Raw genomic sequence first — 24,091 nt, 5'->3', positions numbered from 1 at the left:
GGCTCAGAAAAAGTCGATCGAGACCTGGAGCAGCCGTTCGACCGCCGGCACGTCCGAGGCCAGGGCGAAGATGACCACCACGTCGCCTTCCTCGATCCGGGTGGAGCCGGTGGGCCGCATCACCTTGCCGCCCTTCTGCACCGCGCCGACCAGCGCGCCCTCGGGGAAGTCGATCTCGCGGATCGGGCGGCCCGCGATGGGCGAGGTTTTGAGCACCTGCGCCTCGATCACCTCGGCCTCGGCATCGCCGATGGAATAGACGCCGCGCACGCGGCCGTGCCGGATATGGCGCAGGATCGAGGACACGGTCGTGGCGCGCGGGTTGACGTAGGCGTCGATGTCGAGCGGGTCCATCAGCGGCACAAGCGTGGGGTCGTTGACCAGCGCAATGGCCATCTTGGCGCCCGCGGATTTCGCCCGCACCGAGGCCAGAAGGTTGGTCTTGTCGTCATCGGTGACGCAGACGACCGCATCGGCGCGTTCGACGCCCGCCTCGCGCAGGAGTTCGATATCAAGGCCGTCGCCATGCAGGACGATGGTGCGTTCCAGCGCGTCCGCGGCCACCTCGGCGCGGCTGCGGTTGGCCTCGATCACGCGGGTGCGCAGACGGGTTTCGGATTTCTCCAAAGCGGTGGCGACCGTGAGGCCGACATTGCCGCCGCCCACGATCAGGATGCGCTCAGGCGGTTTGCGGGTCTTGCCGAAGATCTCAAGCGTGCGGGCCATGTCCTGCGCGTGGGTGAAGGCGTAGATCTGGTCGCCCTCGAACAACTGGTCGCCCGGCTCGGGGGAAAACAGCGTGCCCTCGCGCCGGATGCCCACGACGATGGCGCGCAGCGTCGAGAACAACTCGGACAGCTGGCGCAGCGGCGTGTTGAGCACGGGGCACTCCGCGTCGAGAAATATCCCGATCATCTGCGCATCGCCGCCGAGGAAGGTCTCGGCATCGAAGGTGGCGGGGCTGGCGATGCGGCGCAGCGCGGCCTCGGCCACCTCGCGCTCGGGCGAGATCACCACGTCGATGGGCAGGTGATCGCGGCGGTAGAGGTCGGAATAGATGGCATCCAGGTAGGACTGGCTGCGCAGGCGCGCGATCTTGCGCGGGACCGAAAAGACCGAATGGGCCACCTGGCAGGTGACCATGTTGACCTCGTCCGAGAAGGTCGCGGCGATGATCATGTCGGCATCCCGCGCCCCGGCCCGGTCGAGCACGTCGGGATGGCTGGCAAAGCCTTCGAGGCCCTGCACGTCGAGCGTGTCGGTCGCACGCCGAACCAGGTCGGGATTGTTGTCCACGACCGTCACATCGTTGTTTTCACCGGAAAGATGGCGCGCGATTTGCCAGCCGACCTGGCCCGCGCCGCAGATGATGACCTTCATGTGCCTTTTCGCCTGAAGTGTCGCAACAGGGGTTCTGCATGGCAGGAAGACGCGCAGGCGTCAATTGCGTGCGAGACCTCGGGCCGAGGGTTTGCGCCGGCTTCGCCGTCGCCCGGCGAAGCGCCGGACGGGGCATCGAGCCCCGTCCAACGCTGCCGCGCGTCCCGCGCGGGTGCATATTTGTAGGATAAAGATGCGGGCGGGGTAGTTGCCATGGGCCGAGCCTGGCGGCAGGAATGGGGCATCGGAACTGACCCGGAGGATGGCATGCAGCGCCGCATCATGCTGCTGGGGGCGCTGGTCTTGGCCGGGTGCACCACGAGCACGGTCTACTACGCCGAGGGTGTATCGGTCGGGGAGCGGGAGCGGGATTACGCGCTTTGCGAGGCCGAGGCGCTACAGCGCCACCCGGTGCGCACCGAAATCCGGCGCGAGCCGCCCACTGTCGTGCCGCCGCAACGGCGCTGCGATGCGGAGGGCAATTGCACCTTTGTCGCGGGCTATGTCATTCCGGGCGATGTCTACACGGTCGACGTGAATGCCGATTTCCGGCGCAACGCGGTGCGGGGCTGCATGGGCGGGCGTGGGTATGACCGGATGAGCCTGCCCTATTGCGAGGAGGGCACCGCCGTGATCCGCTCGCCCGTCATGGCGCCGTTGACCTCTGGGACCTGCATCCTGCGCCAGAGCGGGCCGGACCTGGTGGTGAACCCGGCCTAGTCCTCGCCCACCTGCGCGACGCGGGCGCCGGCCTTGTTCGAGGTCACGACGCCGAGCGATTTCAGCTTGCGGTGCAGGGCCGAGCGCTCCATCCCGACGAAACTGGCCGTGCGGCTGATATTGCCGCCGAAACGGTTGATCTGCGCCATGAGATACTGGCGTTCGAACAGCTCGCGTGCCTCGCGCAGCGGCAGCGTGGTCAGCGATGCCGAGAGGGTGATATCCTCGTTCGCGCTTTCACCGCCCTCGTTGCCGCTTGGCAGGTCGCGCGCCTCGATCGGGCCGCTGCCCTCGCCCAGGATCAGCACGCGCTCGATCACGTTCTTGAGCTGACGGACATTGCCGGGCCAGGTCATGGTCTGGAGCATGGCGACGGCATCCTCGCCCATCTCGCGCAGCGGTAGGCCCTGCTCGCGGTTGAAGGTCTCGATGAAATGGCGCGCGAGATCGGGGATATCCTCGCGCCGGTCGGACAGCGCGGGCACCTCGATCGGCACCACGTTGAGGCGGTGGTAGAGTTCCTCGCGGAAATTGCCCGACGCGATCTCGTCGGTCAGGTTGCGGGTGGTGGAGGAAATCACGCGCAGATCCACGCGCACCTTGGTGGTGCCGCCCACGCGGGTGAAGCTCTGGTCGACCAGAACACGCAGGATCTTGGACTGGGTGCCAAGCGGCATATCGGCCACCTCGTCGAAGAAGACGACGCCGCCATGGGCCTGTTCGAGCAGCCCCTGCTCGACCCCACGTTCGGGGCTTTCGCGGCCGAAGAGGACCTCTTCCATGTGATCGGGCTGGATCGAGGCGCAGGAGACAGTGACGAAAGGCGCATCGGCGCGGTTGGAATTGGCGTGAATCCAGCGCGCGGCGACCTCCTTGCCGGTGCCGGGGCCGCCCGTCAGCATCACGCGACCGTTGGACTTGGTGACTTTTTCCAACTGCCCTTTCATCGTCTTGAAGGTGGGTGAGGCGCCGATCATCTCGGCGGCCTTGCTGTCCTGGCGGCGCAGCGAGGAGTTTTCGCGCCGCAGGCGGGAGGTTTCCATCGCGCGGCGGATCACCACCATCAGCTGGTCGATGTTGAAGGGCTTCTCGATGAAGTCATAGGCGCCCTGCTTGATGGCGGCGACGGCGATCTCGATATTGCCGTGACCCGAGATGATGACCACGGGCACGTCCGGGTTGTCCTGCTTCACATGTTTCAGGATGTCGATCCCGTCCATATTGCTGTCTTTCAACCAGATATCGAGGATCATCAGCCCCGGCGCGGCCTTGTTCAATTCGGCCATCGCCTCGTCTGAAGTGCCGGCGCGGCGGGTGACATAGCCCTCGTCTTCGAGAATATCGCAGATCAATTCGCGGATATCGCGTTCGTCATCGACGACCAGAATGTCGCTCATGCTTCAATCTCCCTGACTATCTGCAAGCCGTGGCAACGTCATACGCGCCATGGCCCCTTGATGCGCGCCCTCGGCGAAGGGCTCGGCATCGACCAATTCCAATGTGCCGCCATGTTCCTCGACGATCTTCTTGACGATGGGCAGGCCGAGGCCGGTGCCCTTCTCGCGCGTCGTGACATAGGGTTCGAACAGTTTCGCCCGGTCCGGCGGCAGGCCGATCCCGTTATCGGCGATGGTGATGACGACGGTTTCATCCGTGGTCGCAAGCGCGATCCGTAACTCGGGCACATGACCTTCGGGCGCGCCTTTTTCCTGCAGGCTTTCAATGGCTTCGCCGCCATTCTTCATCAGGTTTGTGAAGGCCTGGCCGATCATGGTGGCGTCAAGCTCGGCCATGACGGGGGCGTCTGGGATGTCGACCTCGAACCGGACCTCGGGTTGACCGGCCCGTTGCAGGGTGACGGATTCGCGCAGCAGGTCGGCCACGTCCTCGACCCGGGTTTCCGGCTCGGGCATGCGGGCGAATTTCGAGAACTCGTCAACGATGCGGCGCAGGTCGTTGGTCTGGCGCACGATAACCTCGGTCATCTGTTCAAGCTTTGCCGCATCATCTTCATCCAGGCCCTTGGAAAACTTTCGGTTTATGCGTTCGGCCGAAAGCTGGATCGGGGTCAGCGGGTTCTTGATCTCATGCGCGATGCGGCGGGCCACGTCGCCCCAGGCGGCCATGCGCTGCGCCGAGACGAGCTGCGTGACGTCATCGAAGGCGACCACGTAGCCCTCCAACTGCCCCTCGGCATTGCGGCGGGTGGCCATGCGCACCAGCAGGCTTTCCTGCTTGCCGCGTCGGGTCAGCTTGATTTCCTCCTGCACGGTTTCGGCCAGCCGGGTTTGCAGCCGTTCGAACAAAGCGGCGAATTCCGGCACGGCGGCTTGCAGGGACAGGCCATTGTCGCGCTGTTCCACCAAGGCCAGAAGGCGAATGGCCGAGCGGTTCATGAAATCGATGCGGCCCTCGTCATTCAGGCCGATCACGCCCGCGGTGACCGAGCCGAGGACGGAGTCGAACAATCGGCGCCGCGCCTCGGTCGCGGCGTTCTGTTCGATCAGCGTGTCGCGCTGGCCCTTCAACTGCCGGGTCATCTGGTTGAAGAGACGGCCCAGCATGGCGATCTCGTCATCGCTGGTTTCCTCGATCACGCGTACATCGAGGTCGCCCTGCCCGACCTGTTGCGCCGCGCTGGCCAGACGTCCCACGGGGCGCGACAGGCGTTCGGCGAACCACAGGCCCAGCCACACGGCGGCGAGGATCATGATGATGGCGAAGCCCAGGTAAAGCAGCCCGAATTCGAACAGGACGCGCCCCCGGTCGGCCTCCAGCTGGCGGTAGAGCTGCACCGTCTGCTGGGTTTCATCGAGCAGCGCGATGATCTCTCCGTCCACCTCGCGGCTGACATAGAGGTAGCGGTCGGGAAAGGCCTGTAGCCGGACAAGGGCGCGAAACTCGTTCTGGGTGCGATCCTCGATCAAGACAAGCTCCCCCCCTTCGGCAAGGTCCAGATCGGCGTCGCTGGGGCGTTCGTAATCGAAGAAATAGCTGCGCTCGCCCCGGGCGCGGATCTCGCCGCCGCCGTCGATGACAAAGGCTTCTCGCAAGCCGCGCTGGATCTGGCCCTGACCCTGGCTGAGCACCTGGCGCAACTCGCCATCGGTGATCAGCGGCGAGGCCCGGCGGTTCACGTTCAGGAAGGCCGCCAGCGCGCGGGTGTCCTGCTCCAGATCGTCGAAATGTTCCTGCTGGTAGGCCTCGGCGGCGTCCACCGAATTGCCGAGCGCGGTTGAGACCCGGTCCGAGAACCAGCCTTCGAGCCCCATGTTCACCGTGATCGTGGCAAAGACGGCGACAAGGATCGTGGGCACCAGCGCCACAATGGCGAAGACCCCGGTCAGGCGCAGGTGCAAGCGGGACCCCGCTGATTGCGCGCGGCGCGAGGCGACGATGCGCGCCACCTCCCGCAGGACCAGCGCCGCGAGGACAAGGATGTAGACGAGGTCGGCAAGCAGAACGAGCCGCAGCACAGGCGAGTCGGCAAAGGCCGCGAGCGGGCCGAGCACGAGGAAGGTCGCGACCGCCAGGATCGGCCCCAGCACGACAAGGCCAAGCGTGCCCGCGCTGCGCAAACCGCGCTTGCGGCGCAACCCCGCAAGACGTTCGATCAAGGATGTCGTCCTCTCGGCCGGACGTTCCAAATCCTGTCTCCGACTGCTCCCCCAATCGCGGCGTCAGGCGCGCGCCCTAATGGGGCGTCGCGGGCTGTTTCCCAACTGCCACGTTACTGTTGCCGTTTTACATCAACTTGCGGCGGCGAGTCACGCGAATATCGAGGTCGGTAATTTTCTTGCGGAGGGTATTGCGGTTGATGCCCAGAAGTTCGGCACATTTCGCCTGGTTGCCGCCCGTGGCCTCCAGCGCGATCTCGATCAGGGGTGTTTCGACCTCGCGCAGGATGCGGGCATAGAGCCCCGGCGGCGGCAAGACCCCGCCATGCAGGTCGAAATAGCGGCGCAGATGCTTGCCGACCGAGGCCGAAAGCTTCTCACCCTCGCCGCCGCCCATGAGCGGTTCGATCGCGGGTTGGCTGCCCAGAACCGCCTCGACCTCGCCACGCGAGATTTCCTCGGCGAGACTGGTGACCGTCAGGCGGCGAATCGTGTTCTCCAACTGGCGCACGTTGCCGGGCCAGGAATAGGCGCGGATCATGTCCATCGCCTCGGGCGAGAAGCGGCGCAGCGGCGCGCCATCGCGTTCGGCGCGGGCTAGGAAATGCGTGGCCAGAAGCGGGATGTCATCGACCCGTTCGCGCAAGCTGGGCACCGAGATCGTGACGCCGCCGAGCCGATAGAAAAGGTCCTGCCGGAATTCCCCGGCCTCCATCTTTTCCATCAGGTCCTTCTGGCTGGTCGCCATCACGCGCGGGGCCGCATCGCCCATGGCGTCCAGCATGCGCACGATCTTGGCCTGCGCCTCTTCACTCAGATCGCCCACCTCGTCGAACAGGATCGACCCGCCCTTAGCGCGCGAGATCACCACCGAGGGGCCGTCCATCCCGTCGAGATCGCTGGCCGAAGCGACGACGAAGGGCAGCGTGCGCCGGTCCGAGAAATCGTGAATGGCGCGCGCGATCAGGCTTTTGCCAGTGCCGCTTTCGCCGGTGATCAGAACCGGCAGATCGGTGTTCATCACCCGCGCCACCAGACGGTAGAGCGCCTGCATCGAGGCCGTGCGCCCCACCAGCGGCAGATCCTCCTGCGCCGAGGAGGGCAGCTCGGGCGCGGGTTTCGGCGCGGGTGCGCGGCGCTTCTGGTCCAGCGCGCGGGCGGCGCGCTTCATCAGGTCGGGCAGATCGAAGGGCTTGGGCAGGTAGTCATAGGCGTCGGCCTCGGTCGCCTGGATGGCCGTCATGATCGTGTTCTGCGCCGAGATGATGATGACCGGCAGGCCCGGGCGCCGCTCGCTGATCTTGGGCAGGGTTTCAAGCCCGTTGCCGTCGGGCATGATCACGTCCGAGATCACCAGGTCACCCTTCCCCTCCTCGACCCAGCGCATCAGCGTCATCAGGCTGGAGGTGGCGTGCACCTTGCAGCCGGCGCGGGTCAGCGCCTGGGTCAGTACGGTGCGGATGGTGCGGTCGTCATCGGCGACGAGGACAGTGCCGTCCATGGGGTCAAGCTCCGATCGTCAGGAAAGAGAAGTGGGTCATTCAGGGGCCTCATCACGCGGCGCGACAGGAAGCGAGATGCGGAACACGGTGCGGCCCGGAACGCTGTCCAGCGCGACCCAGCCCTCGTGATCGGCGATGATCTTGGAGACCAGGGCAAGGCCCAGCCCGGTGCCGTTCTCGCGCCCCGAGACGAAAGGCTCGAAGATATCGGCGGCGATGTCGGGCGGGATGCCGGGGCCGTCGTCGATGATCTCGATCTGTAGCGGCACGGCCCCGCCGCTGCCATCGCGGCGGCGGACCTTGAGGCTGAGTTCATAGAAGGTGCGAATGCAAATCGTGCCGCCCGCCTTGCCGGCCTCGGCCGCGTTCTTCAACAGGTTCAGGAAGACCTGCTGCAACTGGTCGGGATCGGCCCAGGTGGCTGGCAAGGACGGGTCATAATCGTCCTCGATCTCCATATGCGCGGCAAAGCCCACGGCAGCGGACCGGCGGGCGCGGTCCAGCACGTCGTGGATGTTGACCGCGCGCCGGTCGGGCGGGCGGACATTGCCGAATTCCTCGACCTGCTCCAGCAGTTTCAGGATGCGGCGTGTCTCGGCCACGATCAGGTCGGTCAGTTCCCGATCCTCGCCGCTGGCGTTCATGCTAATCAGCTGCGCGGCCCCGGTGATCCCGGCCAGCGGGTTCTTGATCTCGTGCGCCAGCATCTCGGCCATGCCGATGGCCGATTTCGCGGCGGTCTTGGAGGACATCGCGCGGTCCAGCCGCCCGGCCAGTTCGCGGTTTTCGAACAGGACCAGCACGTGATCCGGCCGCTCGGAGAGCGGCGCGATCTGCACATCGCAGGAGACCGGTTTGCGGCTGCCGGTGCCCACATCGACGGCGTTGACAAAAAGCGCGGACTGGTTCGTACGGACCCGGGAAAACGCCTCTTCCAGCGGCGCATCGACAAAGACCTTGTCCCAGACCGGGTGCCCGTCGAGGGATTTTCGCGACGCGTTCAGAAAGGTCTCGCCGGCGGGGTTCACGTTGCAGATGCGATCCGCGCCGTCGATGATCAGGGCGGGCAGCGGCAGCGAGGCCCACAGCATGTCCGAGGGGATGCTCATGCGGCCTGCGCCTCCTCGCCTGGCTTGGTCAGGGCATCGGGCAGACGCGCGAGAACAGCCTCCGGCCTCCGTGCCGTCAGAACGTCGCGGCGCAGGGTTGCCGGTGTGGCGGCCCTGTCCATGTACCAGCCCAGGTGCTTGCGCGCGACGCGCAGGCCGAGGTCTCGCCCGTAGAAGGCCAGCATGTCCTCGTAATGGGCGGCCACCATGTCGGTCAGCGCCCCGCCCTCGGGGATATCGGGCGGTTCCGCGCCGAACAGCTCCGCCGCGATTTCCGCCAGCACCCAGGGTGCGCCTTGCGCGCCGCGGCCCACCATCACGCCATCCGCGCCCGAAGCCGCCAGCGCCGCCCGCGCGCTGCGCGCGTCCACGATATCGCCATTGGCGATGACCGGGATGCTCACCGCCTCCTTCACCGCGCGGATCGCGGCCCAATCGGCCCGCCCCTTGTAGAACTGGCAGCGGGTGCGCCCATGGATCGTGACCATCTGGATGCCCGCCGCCTCGGCCCGCCGGGCCAGTTCCGGCGCGTTGCGCACCTCGTCATCCCAGCCAAGACGCGTCTTCAGCGTGACGGGCACGCGCACCGCGCCCACCACCGCCTCGATCAGCGACAGCGCGTGGTCGAGGTCGCGCATCAGGGCCGAGCCGGAATAGCCGCTTGTCACCTTCTTGGCGGGGCAGCCCATGTTGATGTCGATGAACCGTGCGCCCTGCCCTTCGGCGATCCGCGCGGCCTCGGCCATCCAATGCGCCTGGCGCCCGGCCAGCTGCACCGCCGTGTTGTCGAGGCCGAAGCCCAGCTCGGCGCGCGCCCGGACCGACGCCTTGGCTTCCACCATCTCCTGGCTCGCGACCATTTCCGACACGACCAGCCCAGCCCCGAACCGCGCCACGAGGCGACGGAACGGCAGATCGGTGATCCCGGCCATCGGGGCAAGGAATACCGGCGGCGTCAGGTGGCGGCATGCCAGCGAAACGGACAAATGCTCAATCCTTGTGCAGATGGGTTCGGGATAGTGCGGCTACGCGGGGAGTTCAAAGGAAAGTCTTGTGACAAAGTGGGATGCGCGGGGCGTCGCCCAAAAATTAATCACAGCGCCCGGAAATTCATCACGCAGCGCAGGTGATTGTGCCCGAACTGGTTTGGGCCTACACCCCCGCCCATGGACCCGCAAGATCGCAGCACCGCCCCGCTCAAAGCCGCCGCCCTGGTCGTCGCGGCCGGTCGCGGGACGCGGGCGGGCGGTGGATTGCCCAAGCAATACAGGGATTTGGCCGGACAGCCCGTGCTGGCGCGCACGCTGGCCGCGCTGGATGCGCACCCGGCGGTGCAGCAGATCGTGGTGGTGCGCCACAGCGATGATTCCGAGCGTTTCGCCGCGGCGCGGCCAAGAACCCGCGCGCCCCTTCTCGACGTCATCGGCGGGGCCACGCGCGACGCCTCGGTCCGGGCGGGGCTGGCTGCGGTGGATGACGCCTGCGACGTGGTGCTGATCCACGACGCCGCGCGCCCCCTCGTCAGCCGCGCGGTGATCGACGGGGTGCTGGAGGCGCTGCGCAGCCATGACGGGGCGGCCCCTGCCCTTGCCGTCACCGATGCGCTCTGGCGCGGGGCGGAGACCGTCACCGGCACCCAGTCGCGCGAGGGCCTCTGGCGCGCCCAGACGCCGCAAGGCTTTCACCTTGCGCAGATCCGCGCGGCGCATGACGCGCATCCCGGCGGCGCCGCCGATGATGTCGAGGTCGCCCGCGCCCATGGCCTGACCGTCGCCATCACCCAAGGCGACGAGGCCAATCTCAAGATCACCACGGCGGGGGATTTCGCCCGCGCCGCCCGATACCTGGAGGGACAGATGGATATTCGCACCGGCAACGGGTTCGATGTGCACCGGTTCGGCGAGGGCGACCATGTCATGCTCTGTGGCGTGGCCATCCCGCATGAGCGCGGGCTACAGGGCCATTCCGACGCAGATGTGGGCCTGCACACGGTGACGGACGCGATCTATGGCGCACTCGCCATGGGCGATATCGGCACGCATTTCCCGCCCTCGGATCCGCAATGGAAGGGCGCGGAAAGCCATATCTTCCTGACCCATGCCGTCGATCTTGCCGCCGAGATGGGGTTCACGATCACCAACGCGGACCTGACCCTGATCTGCGAGCGGCCCAAGATCGGCCCGCACGCCGCGCCGATGCGCGCGCGCCTGTCCGAGCTGTTGCGGATCGAGGCCGCGCGCGTCTCGGTCAAGGCAACGACCACCGAACGCCTCGGCTTTCCCGGCCGCGAGGAAGGGATCGCGGCGCTGGCCACCGTGACCTTGGTGAAAGCATGACCCGCATCATCGCGACGCTGGCCTATATCGGCTACCTGAGACCCGCCCCCGGCACCTGGGGCAGCCTGGCCGCGATCCCGCTGGCCTGGGGGCTGCACGCGCTTGGCGGCTTCGTTGCCCTCTTTGCTGCCACGCTGATCGTCACCCTGCTGGGGTGGTGGGCGGTGGCGCGCGAAACCGACGGGGCCGAGAACAAGGACCCGTCCGAGATCGTGATCGACGAGGTCGTGGGCCAGTGGATCGCGCTCTGGCCGGTCTCCTACGGCGCGGTCTTCGCGGGCGTCGGCTTCTGGGACCTTTACCCGGGCGTCATCACCGCATTCGTCGCCTTCCGCGCCTTCGACATCTGGAAGCCCGGCCCCGTGGGCTGGGCCGACCGCAAGCCGGGGGCGTTCGGCGTCATGGCCGATGACGTGATCGCGGGCTGGCTGGCGGCGCTCGTCGTCGCGGTAGCCGCCGCCATCGCGCATATCCCGATGATCTTGGGATGAGCGCGGCCGAGGTCATCGCGGCGCTGAAGGCGCGCGGCTGGATGATGGCCACCGCCGAAAGCTGCACCGGCGGCCTGATCGCAGGCGCGATCACCGAGGTGCCGGGATCGTCCGCCGTCTTCGACCGGGGCTTCGTCACCTATTCCAACGCCGCCAAGATCGACATGCTGGGCGTGTCGCCGGCCACGCTCGACGCCCACGGCGCGGTCAGCGAAGAGGTCGCCGCCGAAATGGCGCGCGGCGCGTTGGACCGGTCCGCGGCGCAGGTCGCCATCTCTGTCACTGGCATCGCGGGCCCCGGCGGGTCGGACCACAAGCCGGAGGGGCGCGTGTGTTTCGGCCTCGCCACGGGTGTCGCGGTGATGACGGAAACAGTCGAGTTCGGCGCGCCTGGACGGACCGAGGTGCGCCGCCGCACCGTGGAGCATGCCCTGTCCCTCCTCCTGCGAGCGGCCGGGGAAGAGGCAGGATTTTCCTGAAAATCTTGCGGCACGCCGTCAATCGCGCGCTCGGCCTTTGGGCGCGACACTGGCCACCGAGGCCGCATAATTTTTAAGGAAAATTATGCTACGCCCGTGCCGTAGAGCGCTTGGGCCCGCGTCTCGAAGGCACGCACGATCCGCTGCATCGCCTCCATGAAGAACAGCCCCGCCGCCCCTTGCAGGATGCGGTTCTTGAACTCGAAATCGACGCTGAAGGCCACCTCGCAGCCGCCTTCGGGCAGATCGCGGAACTGCCAGGTCGACAGCAGGTGATGGAACGGCCCCTCGATATACTCGGTGTCGATCTTCTGCTTCTCTTCCCACAGCGTAACGCGGCTGAGGAATCGCTCGCGGAACATCTTGAAGCCGACCACCAGGTCGGCCAGCATCACCGCATACTCGCCCTCGGGCGTGACCGAGCGCACGCGGCTGGCAGCAATCCAGGGAATGAACTCGGGGTATCGCGCCACGTCGGCCACCAGATCGTACATCTGTCGGGCGGTATAGGGCAGCGTTCGAGTCTCTGAATGCGCGGGCATCGCGGGCCTTTCGTCTTTCACCGGTGAGAGGGATGTCTTAAAAGCGGGCCGGAAATTCAAGGTTTCAAACCTTTTTCTGCGGGGGACCAAATGGCGCAGCCCGACTACGCGGTCGATCAGATGATCTCGGCCAAGACCATCGCCGCCCGGATCGAGGATCTGGCGCGCGAAATCGAGAAAGCCTTCGCCGGCACCGAGAAGCTGGTCGTGGTTGGCCTGCTGCGCGGCAGCTTCGTTTTCATCGCCGACCTGGTGCGCGAGATCGACCTGCCGGTCGAGGTCGATTTCCTCGAAGCGTCCTCCTACGGCAACGCGATGAAAAGCTCGCGTGAGGTGCGCATCCTCAAGGACCTGCGCGGCGAGATCGCGGGGCGCGACGTTCTGGTGGTCGAGGATATCGTCGACACCGGCCACACGCTGCACCATGTCGTGAACCTGCTCAAATCGCGCGAGCCACGGCGGCTGAAGACCATCGCCCTGCTCGACAAGCCCACCCGGCGCGAGGTCGATATCCGCTCGGACTGGATCGGCTTTGAAATTCCCGACGAATTCGTCGTCGGCTACGGCATCGACTATGCACAGCGCAACCGGAACCTGCCCTTCATCGGCAAGGTGCGGATGCTGGCCGAAACGCCCGCCAACGAAACCGCCTGAGCGTCTCTCCAAGGGCGTTGCACCCGGGCCACGCAAGCGGTCGCCGCGCGGCTGCCGCGACGACGTGCATGGCGCGCCTTTACGGGTTCGTGTTAAGATCGCCGCAAACCTGGCGGCTAACGACCAGGCCAACAGAGCAGTTATTGAGGTATCCCCGTGACCCGAGCACTCGCGCCCCGTTCGCGCGCTTCCTTCGCGTTCTCCGCAGCCATACTGTCGGCACTTGCCCTGTCCAGCGCCGCCGATCTGGCGCATGCGCAAGGCTATTCCGACCCTTTCGACCTCGACGGTCGCATCGCGCTTGGCTATGCCGCCAACGATCGCGGCGCGCTCGACAGCATGGCCTATGTCAGCCTTGATGCCGAGGGGCGCTTCCATTTCGATCCCGATCGCCGGGTCGGCCTTGGCTTCGACGTGTTCGCAATCAACGAGTTCGACACCGACACGCTCGACTATTACGACATCTACCTGTTCTACGATTTCGGCGCAGGCGAGATCCAGTTAGGCCGCTCGCCCTCGGCCATCGAGTTGTTCCTGCCGGAGCGGTCGCTGCGCTTCGGCGGCGCCGATCAGGCCTCGCTGCTGGTCGAGGTGGCAGGGCAAGCCAGCGGGTTGCGCCAGATCTCCTACGGCAGCGACCCGGCCCTCGGCCTGTCCTATTTCGGCGATTACGGCACCATCGAAGCCGGTCTCAGCGCGCATTACGACACCGATGGCGACGGGCAGATCTACGCGCTGTCGGGCCTCTATCACATCACCGATACCGTCCAGCTGTTTGCCGGAACCGAGTTCGCCGTCGACACCGGCACCGACCTCGATCACCGGCTCTGGATGGGCGGGCGTTATGACGATGGCTGGTTCACCGTGCACGGCATCTTGTCGAACGGCGTCGGCTTCGACGCCGACAACACCAGTTTCGAGCTTGGGGCCGAATACGCGCTGGATGCGATCCCGGGCCTGAGCGTGGGCGGCGACATTACCATGCTGGACCTCGGCGGCGGGTCAGAGACGCTGGCGCGCGTCGGTGCCGAATATATCGGGGAGAACGGCCTTGGCCTTGGCGGTCATGCGACGGTCTTCGACGACACGGCCTTCTGGGGGCTCGAAGCCAGCGTCAACTTCTGAGATGTTCCCGTTCAACTGGCTCCTGCGGGCGGTGGGCTGGGCCCGCAACCCGCCCTCCGCCAAACGGGTCATCCTCGTGTTGTCCGTCATCGCCGCGGCCCTGGCGCTTGGGATCTACGAGTATTTTTTGGGCTGGCCCGAGGCGTTGACGGTCGAGAACTTTCGCGGGCGGGGCTGGCGTTAGGCCCTGCCCGCGCGCGCACACACCCCTGCGCCGTTACACAGAAGCTTTGATTGACCTCTCGCCTGCGACGTCTAGCCTCAGGGGAGTGTCCAGCTTCAAAGGAGGTTTCCCAATGCCCCGTTTCAGCAAGATCATTGCCACCGGCCTCGCAGCGCTCACCTTTTCCGGCGCGGTCGCCGTCGCGCAGGACCTGCCCGCCCCGGTCGAGGCGCGCCAGGGCCAGTTCCGCATCATGGCGCTCAACATCGGCGTGCTTGGGCAGATGGCCCGCGGCAATACCGAGTACGATGCCGACGCCGCAAGTGCGGCGGCCTCCAACCTTCTGACCATCTCGATGCTGAACCAATCCTTCCATTGGCCCGAGGGGACGGACAGTTTCGGCCTCGATGGCACGCGCGCCCTGCCCGCGATCTGGGAAAACCCCGAGGATTTCGCCGCGAAATGGGGTGATTTCGGCACCGCCGCCGAAGCACTGGCCGCCGTCGCGGGCGACGGGCTGGAAGGGATGCAGGCCGCCCTTGGCCCGGTCGGCGGCACCTGTGGCGCCTGCCACGACGATTACCGCGAAGCGCAGTGATCAAGACCCTGGGCGGGGCCGGACCGGCCCTGCCCCTTTCGTCATTTTCTGATCTGACAGGTGTTTGATGGGCCGCTTTTTCGGCATTCTCGTCGCGCTCGGGGCGTTGGGCCTTGCCGCGTTCTGGGTCCTGACCCGCCCGGACCATGTGACCGAGGCCGAGGTCGCGGGCCTGACCGGGGACGCCGCCGCGGGCGAGGCGATCTTCTGGGCCGGGGGCTGCGCCTCCTGTCACGCGGATGCCGAGGCCGAGGGCGAAGAGCGCCTGATCCTGTCGGGGGGCGAAGGGCTGGTCAGCGATTTCGGCACCTTCTACCCGCCCAATATCTCGCCCGACCCCGAGCATGGCATAGGCGGCTGGACCCTGGCCGAGTTCGTCACCGCCATGCAGAACGGCATCAGCCCCGAGGGGCGGCATTACTACCCCGCCTTCCCCTACCCTGCCTATCGGCTGGCCGAGCGTCAGGACCTCGCGGATCTTTTCGCCTTCCTGCAAACCCTGCCCGAGGACGACACCGAATCGCCCGCCCATGAGGTGGGCTTCCCCTTCAACATCCGGCGCGCGGTGGGCGGCTGGAACCTGCTTTACCTGTCCGACGATTACGTCGTGCAAGGCGAGCTAAGCGCCGAGGAAGCGCGCGGGCGCTACCTGGCCGAGGCGCTGGCCCATTGCGGCGAATGCCACACGCCGCGCGACGCGCTTGGCGGGCCGGATCGCGCCGCGTGGCTGACCGGCGCGCCTAACCCCACCGGAACGGGCCGCATCCCGGCGCTCACCCCCGATGAATTGCGCTGGTCCACGACCGAGATCGCGGCCTATCTCAACGACGGCTTCACCCCCAGCTTCGACAGCGCGGGTGGCCATATGCGCAGCGTGATCCTGAACCTCGCCAACCTGCCCGACGCCGACAGGCAGGCCATCGCGGCCTATCTCAAGGTGCTGCCACCGGCTCAGAACTGAGCGATAAGCTCCCCCGCCATAGCCTGCGCGCGGGTGAAAAACCCTCGCCCTTTCTAGGACCGGAGCGCGCTCTTACCGGATCGCGTTTTCAGGGTCGGGCAACTCGGCGAAGCGCGCCTCGGCGGCGCGCAAGACGGCCTCGGACAAGGTTTGCGCATGGGCGTTGCAACTCGCCTCGTGGCGGGCGCGCAAGGTCGCGTCCACTTCCGCCGCTATGGCCCAGAGGCACCAGGCATAGCCCTCGGCCGCGTCATCGGGCGTTGCGGCAACGCTCAGCAGCAGATCGGCAAGGTTCCACGCGCCCAGCACGTAACCCGCCTCGGCGCTGTCGCGATAGGCCTCTCGCGCGCCCTGCGGGTCGGCCGGGCCGCCGATACCCGTCTCCAGCATCACGCCCAGGCCATTCATCGCCGCCACGCTGCCGCGCACGGCGGCAAGACGGATGGTCGTGCGGGCGGCCTCGAGGTCGGTCTCGACACCCAGCCCGTCCCAAAGATGGATGGCCAGCGCATAGCTGCCCTCGGCGATCCCGGCCGCGTGGGCCTGGCGGTAAAGCTCGGTCGCGCGCGGCAGGTCATCGTCGGGCGCGGCCTCCCCATCCGAGAGCAGGCGGCCAAGGTTCAGCGCGCCCCAACCATCGCCAAGCTCGGCGGCGCGGGTGAACCAGCGCAGGGCCGCCTCGGGGTCCTCGGCTCGGATCAGAAGGCCAAGATCGGTGGCCGCAGCACCCTCCCCGGCCTCGTAGGCGGCGCGCAGCAGCGCGCGGGCAGCCTCGGGGTCGGCGGCGCCGCCCACGCCCTGCACCTGCATCTGCGCCAAAAGGCGGGCGGCGCCCGGCACGCCCTCGTCCACCAGCGCCTCAGCCAGGTCGCGGGCGCGGAACGGGTCGGCCTCTCCCCCCAACCCCTGCGCCAACAGCGCGGCGAGGTGCAGCCGCGCCGCCGTGCTGCCCTCCTCGGCGGCTGTGTCCAGCAAGCCCCGCAGCGCGGTCCAGTTGGGCGGCCCGAAGACGCCCGAGGCGATCAGCGCGGCAAGGTTGGTGCGCGCGGCGACGCTGCCCGCCTCGATCGCCGCCTCGTAATAACGTTGCGCCGCAAGCGGATCGACGGGCACACCCGGCGCGCCGTGGTGGTAGATCCGGCCAAGCGCGACCTGCGCCGTGACAGACCCGGCCGCGGCGGACGATTCGAACAGCGCCATCGCGCCTTGCAGATCGGCCTCGCTGCCCAACCCGTCGCGCAGCATCAGGCCCGCCAGCGCCAGCGCGTCGGGCGCACCCGTCGCCATCAGCTCGGCCAATAGCGCGCGCGCGGCCTCGGCATCGCCCGTGGCCAGCGCCTCGCGCGCATCCTCCAGGCTTTGGCCGTGGACCGGGCCGCTCAGCGCAAGGCAGAGCGCCATGTATGGGAAAACTCGCCGGAACATGGACCAACCCTAACGGGCCGATCCATGCCCGGAAAGCGGGGAAAACCGGCGCTTACACGAGGCCCAGGCGCTTCATCCGGTTCTCGCGCAGGCGGGCGAAATCGTCGCCCGCGTGGTAGCTCGACCGTGTCAGCGGCGTGGCCGAGACCATGAGGAAGCCCTTGCCATAGGCGGCTTTCTCGTAGGACGCGAATTCGTCGGGATGCACGAAGCGGTCGACCGCGTGGTGCTTGGGCGTAGGTTGCAGGTACTGGCCGATGGTCAGGAAGTCGATATCGGCGCTACGCATGTCGTCCATGACCTGCAGAACCGATTGCCGATCCTCGCCCAAGCCCACCATGATGCCCGACTTGGTGAACATCGACGGGTCCAGTTCCTTCACCCGCTGCAGCAAGCGCAGCGAATGGAAATAGCGCGCGCCGGGCCGCACCTCGGGGTAGAGGCCGGGCACGGTCTCGAGATTGTGGTTGAACACGTCCGGTTTCGCTGCCACGACCGTTTCCAGCGCCTCGGGGGCGCATTTCAGGAAATCGGGCGTCAGGATCTCGATCGTCGTGCCGGGCGATTGCTTGCGGATGGCGCGGATCGTCATGGCGAAATGCTCGGCCCCGCCGTCTTCGAGGTCGTCACGGTCCACTGAGGTCACGACGACATGGTTCAGCCCCAGCTTCTTGACCGCATCGGCCACCCGGCCCGGCTCAAACACGTCGAGGTCATCGGGACGCCCCGTCGCGATATTGCAGAAGGAACAGCCGCGCGTGCAGATCTCGCCCATGATCATCATGGTGGCGTGGCCCTGGCTCCAGCATTCGCCGGCATTGGGGCAGCCCGCCTCTTCGCAGACCGTCACCAGCTTGTGCTCGCGCATGATGCGATGCGTCTCGCGATAGCCTTCGCCCGTGGGCGCCTTGACCCGGATCCAGTCGGGTTTCTTCGGCTGGGCGTTGTCGGGGCGGTGCGCCTTTTCGGGGTGGCGCTGGTCAGGGATCTTCAGATCGCGCATGGGTCTCCTCCGCGCGGGCCGGTTGGCCCGCCTTTGATGGGCTATCTAACCCGTTTCGAGGCAATTGTAACGGGGCATGGGCGCACAGCCGGGTTGCATGTCGCGAAACCCGGCCATGCGGCCGCGATCACATGCGCAGGGCGGGCACGAAGCCGTAGCGCATCTCGTAATGGCGTAGCAGGCGTTGCAAGCCGATCTTCAGCACGATCTTGCCCGAGCGTGCCGACCAGCCGAGGCGCTTCTCGGCCTGCTCCAGCCCCTCGCAGAAACAGCAGACCCGCGTCACCACGTCGGCCAGCCCCGGCCCGAGATCATCCAGCGCGTCGGACACCCGTTGGCGCGCGGCGCGCGGCCCCTCGCCGATGCCGCTATCGTTGAGAAACCCGCCGCGATCGGCCCCGGCGGTCAGGAACCTGTCCCAGTTCTGGCCGACGCGCGGGCCCATTTGGGCGCGCTCGAAATCCTCGCGCAGGCGCTCGCCCGCCTGCACCAGATCGGGCGTGAGGAAGGGCTGCCCGTCCTGCCCCTTGCGCCGCGCCAGCCCCGCCAGGGGCGACTCGGCGATGTTCACGCGGATCTCGGTGCGCTGGCCATCCTCGCCCGTGATCGGCACAGGGCCGAAGGTGGCGTGCTGCGCGGCAAAGCTCGACGGTGCCTCGGCAAAGCCCTGTGCCGCGTGGCGGCGGCGGCGATCCTCGTCGATCAGCCGCTTGAGCGCCGCGCGGCCCGCCCGCGTGATCCCGTAGCGCGCCACCCGCCCCTTGCGCAGGCACGAGATCCAGTCCTTCACGGCAAAGGCCTGCGCCACGCGGCGGTCCACCACGGCGGTGCGGGTCTGCTCGCCGGGGGCCGCGCCGGGGCGCAGGACCACCGCCTTGTCCATGTCGTGCGCCACGGCGAGCACCGCGCCCGTCTCGCACAGGCGGCGCAGGATGCGGCGGGCCTCGCGGGTGATGGTGGCTTCGTCCATTGTGGCGGGGGTCGGGAAATGGGCTGACATATGCTCGTGCTCCTGTGCTTCCTTGTCTGGCTGCCTGCGGGCAGTGGCCTGGTGGGCGAGCGCATCCAGCGCCTCGTCCAGCAACGGGTCCTCGCGCCGTGCCTCGATCCGATGGACCCGCCGACACACGGTCGAGGGGGCTTGGCCGGAGGCTTCGGCGATCCGGCGGAGCGATTGCCCCCCGGCGACATGGACGAGGTATTGACGCGTCGAAACCGGAAGCCAGCCCGGCAGGGTCAAGCCGGGGCAGGTGTCTTCGGGCAGTACGGTCAAAGTCATAGGTCCCCTCCTCGTCTCACGTCAGGACGACAGGGGTCAGGTTTTGTTTGGATTGATTACTGATTAGTTAAAATCAGGGGATTACAGGGAATTTGTTTCCGAATTGTTAACAAAGCGATGCCGTGCGAACGCAGGTTTCGGGATCGGCGCAACACCGGTGCCGGCCGGTGCAGGCTGTGGCCCTCTGACATGCCACGGACCCGGAGGTTTCCATGACCGATCTTGCCACCCGACTCGCCCATCTGCACCGCCCCGGCCTGCTGGTTCAGGCCGCCCGCATCGCGGCTGAGGCGGGATGCGCGCATCGCCGCGCCGCGCGCCGCCCAGTCTCCGCCCTGCTGGCGGAAGAAGAGATGCTGAACGCCGCGCGGCTGGGTGGCGGCCTGGGCTATTCGCCCCGCCGCCATGTGCAGGTGATGAGCGCGCTTCTGTCCGCGGCGCGGTCGGCCTGATGAAACGGGCTCGCCCCGGCGCCTCAGATGAAGGCGTCGGGCATCTCGGACTTGCGCCGCGCGATGTAATCCTTCAGCGCCTCGTCCACGGCGGGGTCCAGCGCGGGCTGCTGGTAATCGCCCAGCATCTTGCCGACCCGTTGGGTGGCGAGTTCATAGGTGCTGCGCTCGCCCTCCTCGGCCCAGGTCTCGAAGGGTTTGTAATCCAGCAGCTTGGTGCGCCAGAAGGCCGTCTGGTAATTGGCCTGGGTATGCGCGCAGCCAAGGTAGTGGCCGCCCGGCCCGACCTCGCGGATGGCGTCCATCGCCTGCGCGTTCTCGTCGGTGGGAATGCCCGCGGCCAGCTTGTGCAGCGTGCCAAGCTGATCGGCATCCATGACGAATTTCTCGGGGCTGGAGACAAGCCCGCCTTCCAGCCAGCCGCAGGCGTGGAGCATGAAATTCACGCCCGACAGAAGCGCGTTGTTGAGCGTGTTCGCACTCTCGTAGGCGGCCTGCGCATCGGGCAGTTTCGAGCCGGTGAAGCCCCCGCCCGAGCGGTAGGGAAGCCCGAGGCGGCGGGCCAGCTGCCCGGCGCCGTTGGTGATCTGCGCAGCCTCGGGCGTGCCGAAGGTGGGCGCGCCCGAGTTCATGTCGATCGAGGTGACGAAAGCGCCGAAAATCACCGGCGCGCCGGGGCGGATCAGCTGGCTGTAGGCGACGCCGGCCAGCACTTCGGCCAGCACCTGCGTCAGCGTCCCCATGACCGAGACGGGCGCCATCGCGCCGCCCACGATGAAGGGGGAGACGATGCAGGCCTGACCGGCGGCGGCGTAATGCTCCAGCGCGCCCATCATCGTCGCGTCGAAGGTCAGCGGCGAGTTGATGTTGATGAGCGAGGTCATCACGCAGTTCTGGTCAACGACCTCGTCCCCGAAGAGGATCCTGGCCATCTCGATGGAGTCGAGCGCGCGCGACGGGTCGGTGACCGAACCCATGAAGGGTTTGTCGCTAAGGCTCATATGCGCGTAGAGCATGTCGAAATGGCGCTTGTTGACCGGCACGTCGGTCGGCTCGCACACGGTGCCGCCGGAATGGTGAAGCCATTCGGACATGTAGCCCAGTTTCACCAGCTTCTCGAAATCGGCCATCGTGGCGTAGCGGCGTCCGCCCTCGTAATCGCGCACGAAGGGCGGTCCGTAGACAGGCGCGAGCACCAGGCTGCCGCCGCCGATCTCGACGTCGCGGGCGCGGTTGCGGGCGATCTGGGTGAAGCGCGACGGAGCGGTGGCGCAGAGTTTCCGCGCCAGGCCGCGCGGGATGCGGACGCGTTCGCCCTGCACATCGGCCCCGGCCTCTTTCCAGCGCTCCAGCGCGGCGGGGTTCTCGACGAAGGCAACGCCGATCTCTTCGAGGATCGTTTCGGCATTCTCCTCGATGATCTGAAGCGCCTCTTCGTTCAGCATTTCGAGATTGGGAATGTTGCGCTCGATGAAGCAGGCGGTCTCGAAACTCACCGCCGAGCGCGCCGCGCGCCGCGCCGCCCCGCCGCCTGCCCCGCGCCCGCGCCGTCGCGCGCCCTGTGCCTGTGCTTCGGCCATCTCGAATCCTCCCGCTTGCGGAGCCCTGTTTCACGCGGTTCTAGCGATATAGCGCGGCCGGACGCAGCCGAATTGCGGCAAGTTCAGCGGGAAAACGACATGTCCGCCAAGGGCAACCGTGTGACAGCGTCAATTTTTTCTTTTTAATCCGACCGTTGCATATGATATGTTGCAGAGTGATCACGGGGCGAATGAATTACCTTAGGGAAACCACGACTCATCGCATATTCGCTGAGGTGGTGTTAACCTTAGGTCAATTCAAAAGCTCTCGATTGGGGGAACGTTATGAAAAGCGTCCAGCTTGTGAAACTGTCCGCCGCAGCCCTTCTGGCTAGCACGTGTGCTACCTTTGCAGGAGGCGTTGTCGAAACACCTCCGCCGCCAGTTACGATCATTCCTGAGCCAATCTATGATTGGACGGGTGTTTATGTTGGAGGGAGCCTGAGCTTCGGCCATGGCATCTATGAAGGCGAGTTCGTTCCGCCCGCAACCACAGACTTTCCCGGCGATGGCGAAGGCGACATTGACGGGCACATGATCAGCGGCCTGATTGGCTACAATATGCAAAACGGCAATCTCGTTTACGGTGCAGAGGTTGCGCTCTCAGCGGTGGACATTGACGGGTCCGAGCCCTGCCCCAATACCTCTTTCGATTGCAACATTGCCATTGACTCGATGGTTTCGCTCAGCGGTCGGCTGGGCTATCTCATGAATGACCAGATGATGGTGTATGGCTCTCTCGGCCTCGCCGCTGCAAATGTTGAAGTTTCGACAATCGGTCTGGCCAACGATGGCAGCGAGGAAACCGCGACCGGCTTCACGATTGGCGTGGGAATGGAATATGCGGTGAGTGAGTCCATGCGTGTGCGCGGCGGCATCACCCACTATGCCTTCGGTGAAGAAGAGTATGGCGTTTCCGGCGGTGACGTAGCCGAGGTTGATTTCAACTTCACGACTGTCGAGATCGGCGTTCTGTTCCAGTTCTGAGCATCAGACATCTTCATGACAAAACGGGCCCAATTTGAGGCCCGTTTTTTCGTGCTCTATCTTGCCCAATTTCGTTGCGTCGCTTAGAGGCAGCCCATGAGCACCGCCGTTGATCCCGCCCGCCATCACGAACGCCTGCTGATCATCGATTTCGGCAGCCAGGTCACGCAACTGATCGCCCGTCGCCTGCGCGAGCTGAATGTCTATTGCGAGATCCACCCGTTCCAGAATGTCACCGACGCCTTCCTCGACGACTTTGCGCCGAAGGCTGTGATCTTTTCCGGCGGGCCGGCCAGCGTGATCGACGACGGCTCCCCCCGCCCGCCGCAGAAGGTCTTTGACCTCGGCGTGCCGATCCTGGGCATCTGCTATGGCCAGCAGGTGATGATGCACATGCTGGGCGGCGAGGTGCTGCGCGGCGAGGGCACGGCCGAGTTCGGTCGCGCCTATGTGGAGCCTGCGGAAAAGCGCATCGATCTGCTGAACGGCTGGTTCCTGGATGGGCGCGAGCAGGTGTGGATGAGCCATGGGGACCATGTCAGCCGCATTGCCCCCGGTTTCGAGGTGATCGCAACCTCGCCCGGTGCGCCCTTCGCCATCACCGCCGACCTGGACCGCAACTACTTCGCCGTGCAATTCCACCCCGAGGTACACCACACCCCCAACGGCAAGACGCTGTATGAAAACTTCGTGCGGCTGGCCGGGTTCAAGGGCGACTGGACCATGGCTGCCTATCGCGACGAGGCGATCCGCCTGATCCGTGAACAGGTGGGCGATGCGCAGGTGATCTGCGGCCTGTCGGGCGGCGTCGACTCCTCCGTGGCCGCCGTACTGATCCACGAGGCGATCGGCGACCAGTTGACCTGCGTCTTCGTCGACCACGGGCTGTTGCGGCAGAACGAGGCCGAGGAAGTGGTCGGCATGTTCCGCGACCACTACAACATCCCGCTGATCCATGCCGACGAGAGCGAGCTGTTCCTCGGCGCGCTGGAGGGCGTTTCCGATCCGGAAACGAAGCGCAAGACCATCGGCAAGCTCTTCATCGACGTGTTCCAGAAATACGCCGACCAGATCGAGGGGGCGGAGTTCCTCGCCCAAGGCACGCTTTACCCGGATGTGATTGAATCGGTGTCGTTTTCCGGCGGCCCCAGCGTCACGATCAAGAGCCATCACAATGTTGGCGGCCTGCCCGAGAAGATGGGCCTGAAACTGGTCGAGCCGCTGCGCGAGCTGTTCAAGGACGAGGTCCGCGCCTTGGGTCACGAGTTGGGCCTGCCCGCCAGCTTCATCGGGCGGCACCCCTTCCCCGGCCCCGGCCTTGCCATCCGCTGCCCCGGCGAGATTACCCGAGAGAAGCTGGAGATCCTGCGCAAGGCCGACGCGGTCTATATCGACCAGATCCGCAAACACGGCCTCTATGACGAGATCTGGCAGGCCTTCGTCGCGATCCTGCCGGTGCGCACCGTCGGCGTGATGGGCGACGGGCGGACCTATGACTATGCCTGCGCGCTGCGCGCGGTCACGTCGGTCGATGGCATGACCGCCGATTACTACCCGTTCAGCCATGAGTTCCTTGGCGAAACCGCGACGCGGATCATCAACGAGGTGAAGGGCATCAACCGGGTGACCTATGACATCACCTCGAAACCGCCGGGCACCATCGAGTGGGAATAAGGACCTAATGCGCG

23 protein-coding genes are annotated in these 24,091 nt (G+C 66.4%); 12 read left to right on the top strand and 11 right to left on the bottom strand.

The window, feature by feature from the left end:
- Nucleotides 1-3 precede the first annotated feature (3 nt).
- Nucleotides 4-1,380 carry a Trk system potassium transporter TrkA gene (gene trkA, locus KUV65_RS02730; RefSeq protein WP_222187323.1) on the bottom strand — a complete coding sequence of 459 codons (1,377 nt, stop codon included), beginning with the start codon at nt 1,378-1,380 and terminating at the stop codon, nt 4-6.
- Between the two features lie 213 nt (nt 1,381-1,593).
- On the opposite strand from trkA, the gene KUV65_RS02725 reads away from it, so the two are divergent.
- Nucleotides 1,594-2,100 (top strand): hypothetical protein, encoded by a 507-nt coding sequence (locus KUV65_RS02725; RefSeq protein ID WP_222187322.1) that lies wholly within the window; start codon nt 1,594-1,596, stop codon nt 2,098-2,100.
- Here the strand turns inward: KUV65_RS02725 and ntrX are convergent.
- The 5 genes from ntrX to dusB form a co-directional block, all read right to left on the bottom strand.
- Nucleotides 2,097-3,497, bottom strand: a complete 1,401-nt coding sequence (ntrX, locus tag KUV65_RS02720) for a nitrogen assimilation response regulator NtrX (protein ID WP_222187321.1) — start codon at nt 3,495-3,497, stop codon at nt 2,097-2,099. The genes KUV65_RS02725 and ntrX overlap by 4 nt on opposite strands.
- Nucleotides 3,498-3,500: 3 nt before the next feature.
- Nucleotides 3,501-5,717, bottom strand: coding sequence for a sensor histidine kinase NtrY-like (locus KUV65_RS02715; RefSeq protein ID WP_222187320.1), 2,217 nt, complete (start codon nt 5,715-5,717; stop codon nt 3,501-3,503).
- Between the two features lie 127 nt (nt 5,718-5,844).
- Nucleotides 5,845-7,218: a response regulator gene (locus KUV65_RS02710; RefSeq protein WP_222187319.1), complete on the bottom strand. Its 1,374-nt coding sequence runs from the start codon at nt 7,216-7,218 to the stop codon at nt 5,845-5,847.
- Between the two features lie 36 nt (nt 7,219-7,254).
- Entirely contained in the window at nt 7,255-8,328 is a 1,074-nt protein-coding gene (locus tag KUV65_RS02705; RefSeq protein WP_222187318.1) for a two-component system sensor histidine kinase NtrB, read from the bottom strand.
- Complete coding sequence (dusB, locus tag KUV65_RS02700) at nt 8,325-9,260, bottom strand: tRNA dihydrouridine synthase DusB (RefSeq protein WP_374107064.1); 936 nt, start codon at nt 9,258-9,260, stop codon at nt 8,325-8,327. Before dusB ends, KUV65_RS02705 begins: the two co-directional genes overlap by 4 nt.
- Before the next feature lie 234 nt (nt 9,261-9,494).
- Between dusB and KUV65_RS02695 the strand changes: the two genes are divergently transcribed.
- From KUV65_RS02695 to KUV65_RS02685, 3 genes are read left to right on the top strand one after another with little or no spacing between them, the layout of a single operon-like run.
- Nucleotides 9,495-10,664 (top strand): bifunctional 2-C-methyl-D-erythritol 4-phosphate cytidylyltransferase/2-C-methyl-D-erythritol 2,4-cyclodiphosphate synthase, encoded by a 1,170-nt coding sequence (locus KUV65_RS02695; RefSeq protein WP_222187316.1) that lies wholly within the window; start codon nt 9,495-9,497, stop codon nt 10,662-10,664.
- Nucleotides 10,661-11,155 carry a phosphatidylglycerophosphatase A family protein gene (locus tag KUV65_RS02690; RefSeq protein WP_222187315.1) on the top strand — a complete coding sequence of 165 codons (495 nt, stop codon included), beginning with the start codon at nt 10,661-10,663 and terminating at the stop codon, nt 11,153-11,155. Before KUV65_RS02695 ends, KUV65_RS02690 begins: the two co-directional genes overlap by 4 nt.
- A complete protein-coding gene (locus tag KUV65_RS02685; protein ID WP_222187314.1) occupies nt 11,152-11,634 on the top strand; it encodes a CinA family protein in 483 nt (160 codons plus the stop codon). Before KUV65_RS02690 ends, KUV65_RS02685 begins: the two co-directional genes overlap by 4 nt.
- Before the next feature lie 83 nt (nt 11,635-11,717).
- Here the strand turns inward: KUV65_RS02685 and KUV65_RS02680 are convergent, their stop codons facing one another.
- Nucleotides 11,718-12,176 (bottom strand): type II toxin-antitoxin system RatA family toxin, encoded by a 459-nt coding sequence (locus KUV65_RS02680; protein WP_222187313.1) that lies wholly within the window; start codon nt 12,174-12,176, stop codon nt 11,718-11,720.
- A gap of 90 nt (nt 12,177-12,266) precedes the next feature.
- Here KUV65_RS02680 and hpt point away from each other — a divergent pair, with 90 nt between their 5' ends.
- The 5 genes from hpt (at nt 12,267) to KUV65_RS02655 (ending at nt 15,677) form a co-directional block, all read left to right on the top strand.
- The gene (gene hpt / locus KUV65_RS02675) at nt 12,267-12,830 is read left to right on the top strand and encodes a hypoxanthine phosphoribosyltransferase (protein WP_374107052.1); all 564 of its coding nucleotides are present in this window, start codon (nt 12,267-12,269) and stop codon (nt 12,828-12,830) included.
- Between the two features lie 156 nt (nt 12,831-12,986).
- Nucleotides 12,987-13,955, top strand: a complete 969-nt coding sequence (locus KUV65_RS02670; protein WP_222187312.1) for a hypothetical protein — start codon at nt 12,987-12,989, stop codon at nt 13,953-13,955.
- Between the two features lies 1 nt (nt 13,956).
- On the top strand, nt 13,957-14,139 hold the full coding sequence (locus KUV65_RS02665; protein ID WP_222187311.1) for a hypothetical protein: 183 nt from the start codon (nt 13,957-13,959) through the stop codon (nt 14,137-14,139).
- A gap of 112 nt (nt 14,140-14,251) precedes the next feature.
- Nucleotides 14,252-14,716, top strand: coding sequence for a c-type cytochrome (locus tag KUV65_RS02660; RefSeq protein WP_222187310.1), 465 nt, complete (start codon nt 14,252-14,254; stop codon nt 14,714-14,716).
- Between the two features lie 67 nt (nt 14,717-14,783).
- Entirely contained in the window at nt 14,784-15,677 is an 894-nt protein-coding gene (locus tag KUV65_RS02655) for a c-type cytochrome (protein ID WP_222187309.1), read from the top strand.
- A gap of 72 nt (nt 15,678-15,749) precedes the next feature.
- Here KUV65_RS02655 and KUV65_RS02650 read toward each other — a convergent pair whose 3' ends face one another.
- The 3 genes from KUV65_RS02650 to KUV65_RS02640 form a co-directional block, all read right to left on the bottom strand.
- Nucleotides 15,750-17,102 (bottom strand): SEL1-like repeat protein, encoded by a 1,353-nt coding sequence (locus KUV65_RS02650; protein WP_222187308.1) that lies wholly within the window; start codon nt 17,100-17,102, stop codon nt 15,750-15,752.
- A gap of 52 nt (nt 17,103-17,154) precedes the next feature.
- Nucleotides 17,155-18,105, bottom strand: coding sequence for a lipoyl synthase (gene lipA, locus KUV65_RS02645; protein ID WP_222187307.1), 951 nt, complete (start codon nt 18,103-18,105; stop codon nt 17,155-17,157).
- Between the two features lie 127 nt (nt 18,106-18,232).
- Nucleotides 18,233-19,384, bottom strand: coding sequence for a DUF6456 domain-containing protein (locus KUV65_RS02640; protein ID WP_222187306.1), 1,152 nt, complete (start codon nt 19,382-19,384; stop codon nt 18,233-18,235).
- Nucleotides 19,385-19,596: 212 nt separating this feature from the next.
- Here KUV65_RS02640 and KUV65_RS02635 point away from each other — a divergent pair, with 212 nt between their 5' ends.
- Complete coding sequence (locus KUV65_RS02635) at nt 19,597-19,836, top strand: DUF6477 family protein (RefSeq protein WP_222187305.1); 240 nt, start codon at nt 19,597-19,599, stop codon at nt 19,834-19,836.
- A gap of 23 nt (nt 19,837-19,859) precedes the next feature.
- Here KUV65_RS02635 and KUV65_RS02630 read toward each other — a convergent pair whose 3' ends face one another.
- On the bottom strand, nt 19,860-21,416 hold the full coding sequence (locus KUV65_RS02630) for a trimethylamine methyltransferase family protein (RefSeq protein WP_222187304.1): 1,557 nt from the start codon (nt 21,414-21,416) through the stop codon (nt 19,860-19,862).
- Nucleotides 21,417-21,701: 285 nt separating this feature from the next.
- Between KUV65_RS02630 and KUV65_RS02625 the strand changes: the two genes are divergently transcribed.
- Together KUV65_RS02625 and guaA are read left to right on the top strand one after the other, a co-directional pair.
- Nucleotides 21,702-22,403, top strand: coding sequence for an outer membrane protein (locus KUV65_RS02625; protein WP_222187303.1), 702 nt, complete (start codon nt 21,702-21,704; stop codon nt 22,401-22,403).
- A 96-nt stretch (nt 22,404-22,499) separates the two neighbouring features.
- Nucleotides 22,500-24,077: a glutamine-hydrolyzing GMP synthase gene (guaA, locus tag KUV65_RS02620; protein ID WP_222187302.1), complete on the top strand. Its 1,578-nt coding sequence runs from the start codon at nt 22,500-22,502 to the stop codon at nt 24,075-24,077.
- Nucleotides 24,078-24,091: the final 14 nt, after the last annotated feature.

This window comes from Maritalea mobilis, assembly GCF_019800885.1.
Taxonomy (GTDB): Bacteria; Pseudomonadota; Alphaproteobacteria; order Rhodobacterales; family Rhodobacteraceae; genus Roseibacterium; species Roseibacterium beibuensis.
This window is presented reverse-complemented; position numbering and strand designations above follow the sequence as displayed.

What these genes read in the sequence shown, in the direction of transcription:
- trkA (WP_222187323.1), bottom strand. Translation starts at nt 1,380, where the DNA reads ATGAAGGTCATCATCTGCGGCGCGGGCCAGGTCGGCTGGCAAATCGCG.
- KUV65_RS02725 (WP_222187322.1), top strand. Translation starts at nt 1,594, where the DNA reads ATGGGCCGAGCCTGGCGGCAGGAATGGGGCATCGGAACTGACCCGGAG.
- ntrX (WP_222187321.1), bottom strand. Translation starts at nt 3,497, where the DNA reads ATGAGCGACATTCTGGTCGTCGATGACGAACGCGATATCCGCGAATTG.
- KUV65_RS02710 (WP_222187319.1), bottom strand. Translation starts at nt 7,218, where the DNA reads ATGGACGGCACTGTCCTCGTCGCCGATGACGACCGCACCATCCGCACC.
- KUV65_RS02705 (WP_222187318.1), bottom strand. Translation starts at nt 8,328, where the DNA reads ATGAGCATCCCCTCGGACATGCTGTGGGCCTCGCTGCCGCTGCCCGCC.
- dusB (WP_374107064.1), bottom strand. Translation starts at nt 9,260, where the DNA reads ATGGCCGGGATCACCGATCTGCCGTTCCGTCGCCTCGTGGCGCGGTTC.
- KUV65_RS02695 (WP_222187316.1), top strand. Translation starts at nt 9,495, where the DNA reads ATGGACCCGCAAGATCGCAGCACCGCCCCGCTCAAAGCCGCCGCCCTG.
- KUV65_RS02690 (WP_222187315.1), top strand. Translation starts at nt 10,661, where the DNA reads ATGACCCGCATCATCGCGACGCTGGCCTATATCGGCTACCTGAGACCC.
- KUV65_RS02685 (WP_222187314.1), top strand. Translation starts at nt 11,152, where the DNA reads ATGAGCGCGGCCGAGGTCATCGCGGCGCTGAAGGCGCGCGGCTGGATG.
- KUV65_RS02680 (WP_222187313.1), bottom strand. Translation starts at nt 12,176, where the DNA reads ATGCCCGCGCATTCAGAGACTCGAACGCTGCCCTATACCGCCCGACAG.
- hpt (WP_374107052.1), top strand. Translation starts at nt 12,267, where the DNA reads ATGGCGCAGCCCGACTACGCGGTCGATCAGATGATCTCGGCCAAGACC.
- KUV65_RS02665 (WP_222187311.1), top strand. Translation starts at nt 13,957, where the DNA reads ATGTTCCCGTTCAACTGGCTCCTGCGGGCGGTGGGCTGGGCCCGCAAC.
- KUV65_RS02660 (WP_222187310.1), top strand. Translation starts at nt 14,252, where the DNA reads ATGCCCCGTTTCAGCAAGATCATTGCCACCGGCCTCGCAGCGCTCACC.
- KUV65_RS02655 (WP_222187309.1), top strand. Translation starts at nt 14,784, where the DNA reads ATGGGCCGCTTTTTCGGCATTCTCGTCGCGCTCGGGGCGTTGGGCCTT.
- KUV65_RS02650 (WP_222187308.1), bottom strand. Translation starts at nt 17,102, where the DNA reads ATGTTCCGGCGAGTTTTCCCATACATGGCGCTCTGCCTTGCGCTGAGC.
- lipA (WP_222187307.1), bottom strand. Translation starts at nt 18,105, where the DNA reads ATGCGCGATCTGAAGATCCCTGACCAGCGCCACCCCGAAAAGGCGCAC.
- KUV65_RS02640 (WP_222187306.1), bottom strand. Translation starts at nt 19,384, where the DNA reads ATGACTTTGACCGTACTGCCCGAAGACACCTGCCCCGGCTTGACCCTG.
- KUV65_RS02635 (WP_222187305.1), top strand. Translation starts at nt 19,597, where the DNA reads ATGACCGATCTTGCCACCCGACTCGCCCATCTGCACCGCCCCGGCCTG.
- KUV65_RS02630 (WP_222187304.1), bottom strand. Translation starts at nt 21,416, where the DNA reads ATGGCCGAAGCACAGGCACAGGGCGCGCGACGGCGCGGGCGCGGGGCA.
- KUV65_RS02625 (WP_222187303.1), top strand. Translation starts at nt 21,702, where the DNA reads ATGAAAAGCGTCCAGCTTGTGAAACTGTCCGCCGCAGCCCTTCTGGCT.
- guaA (WP_222187302.1), top strand. Translation starts at nt 22,500, where the DNA reads ATGAGCACCGCCGTTGATCCCGCCCGCCATCACGAACGCCTGCTGATC.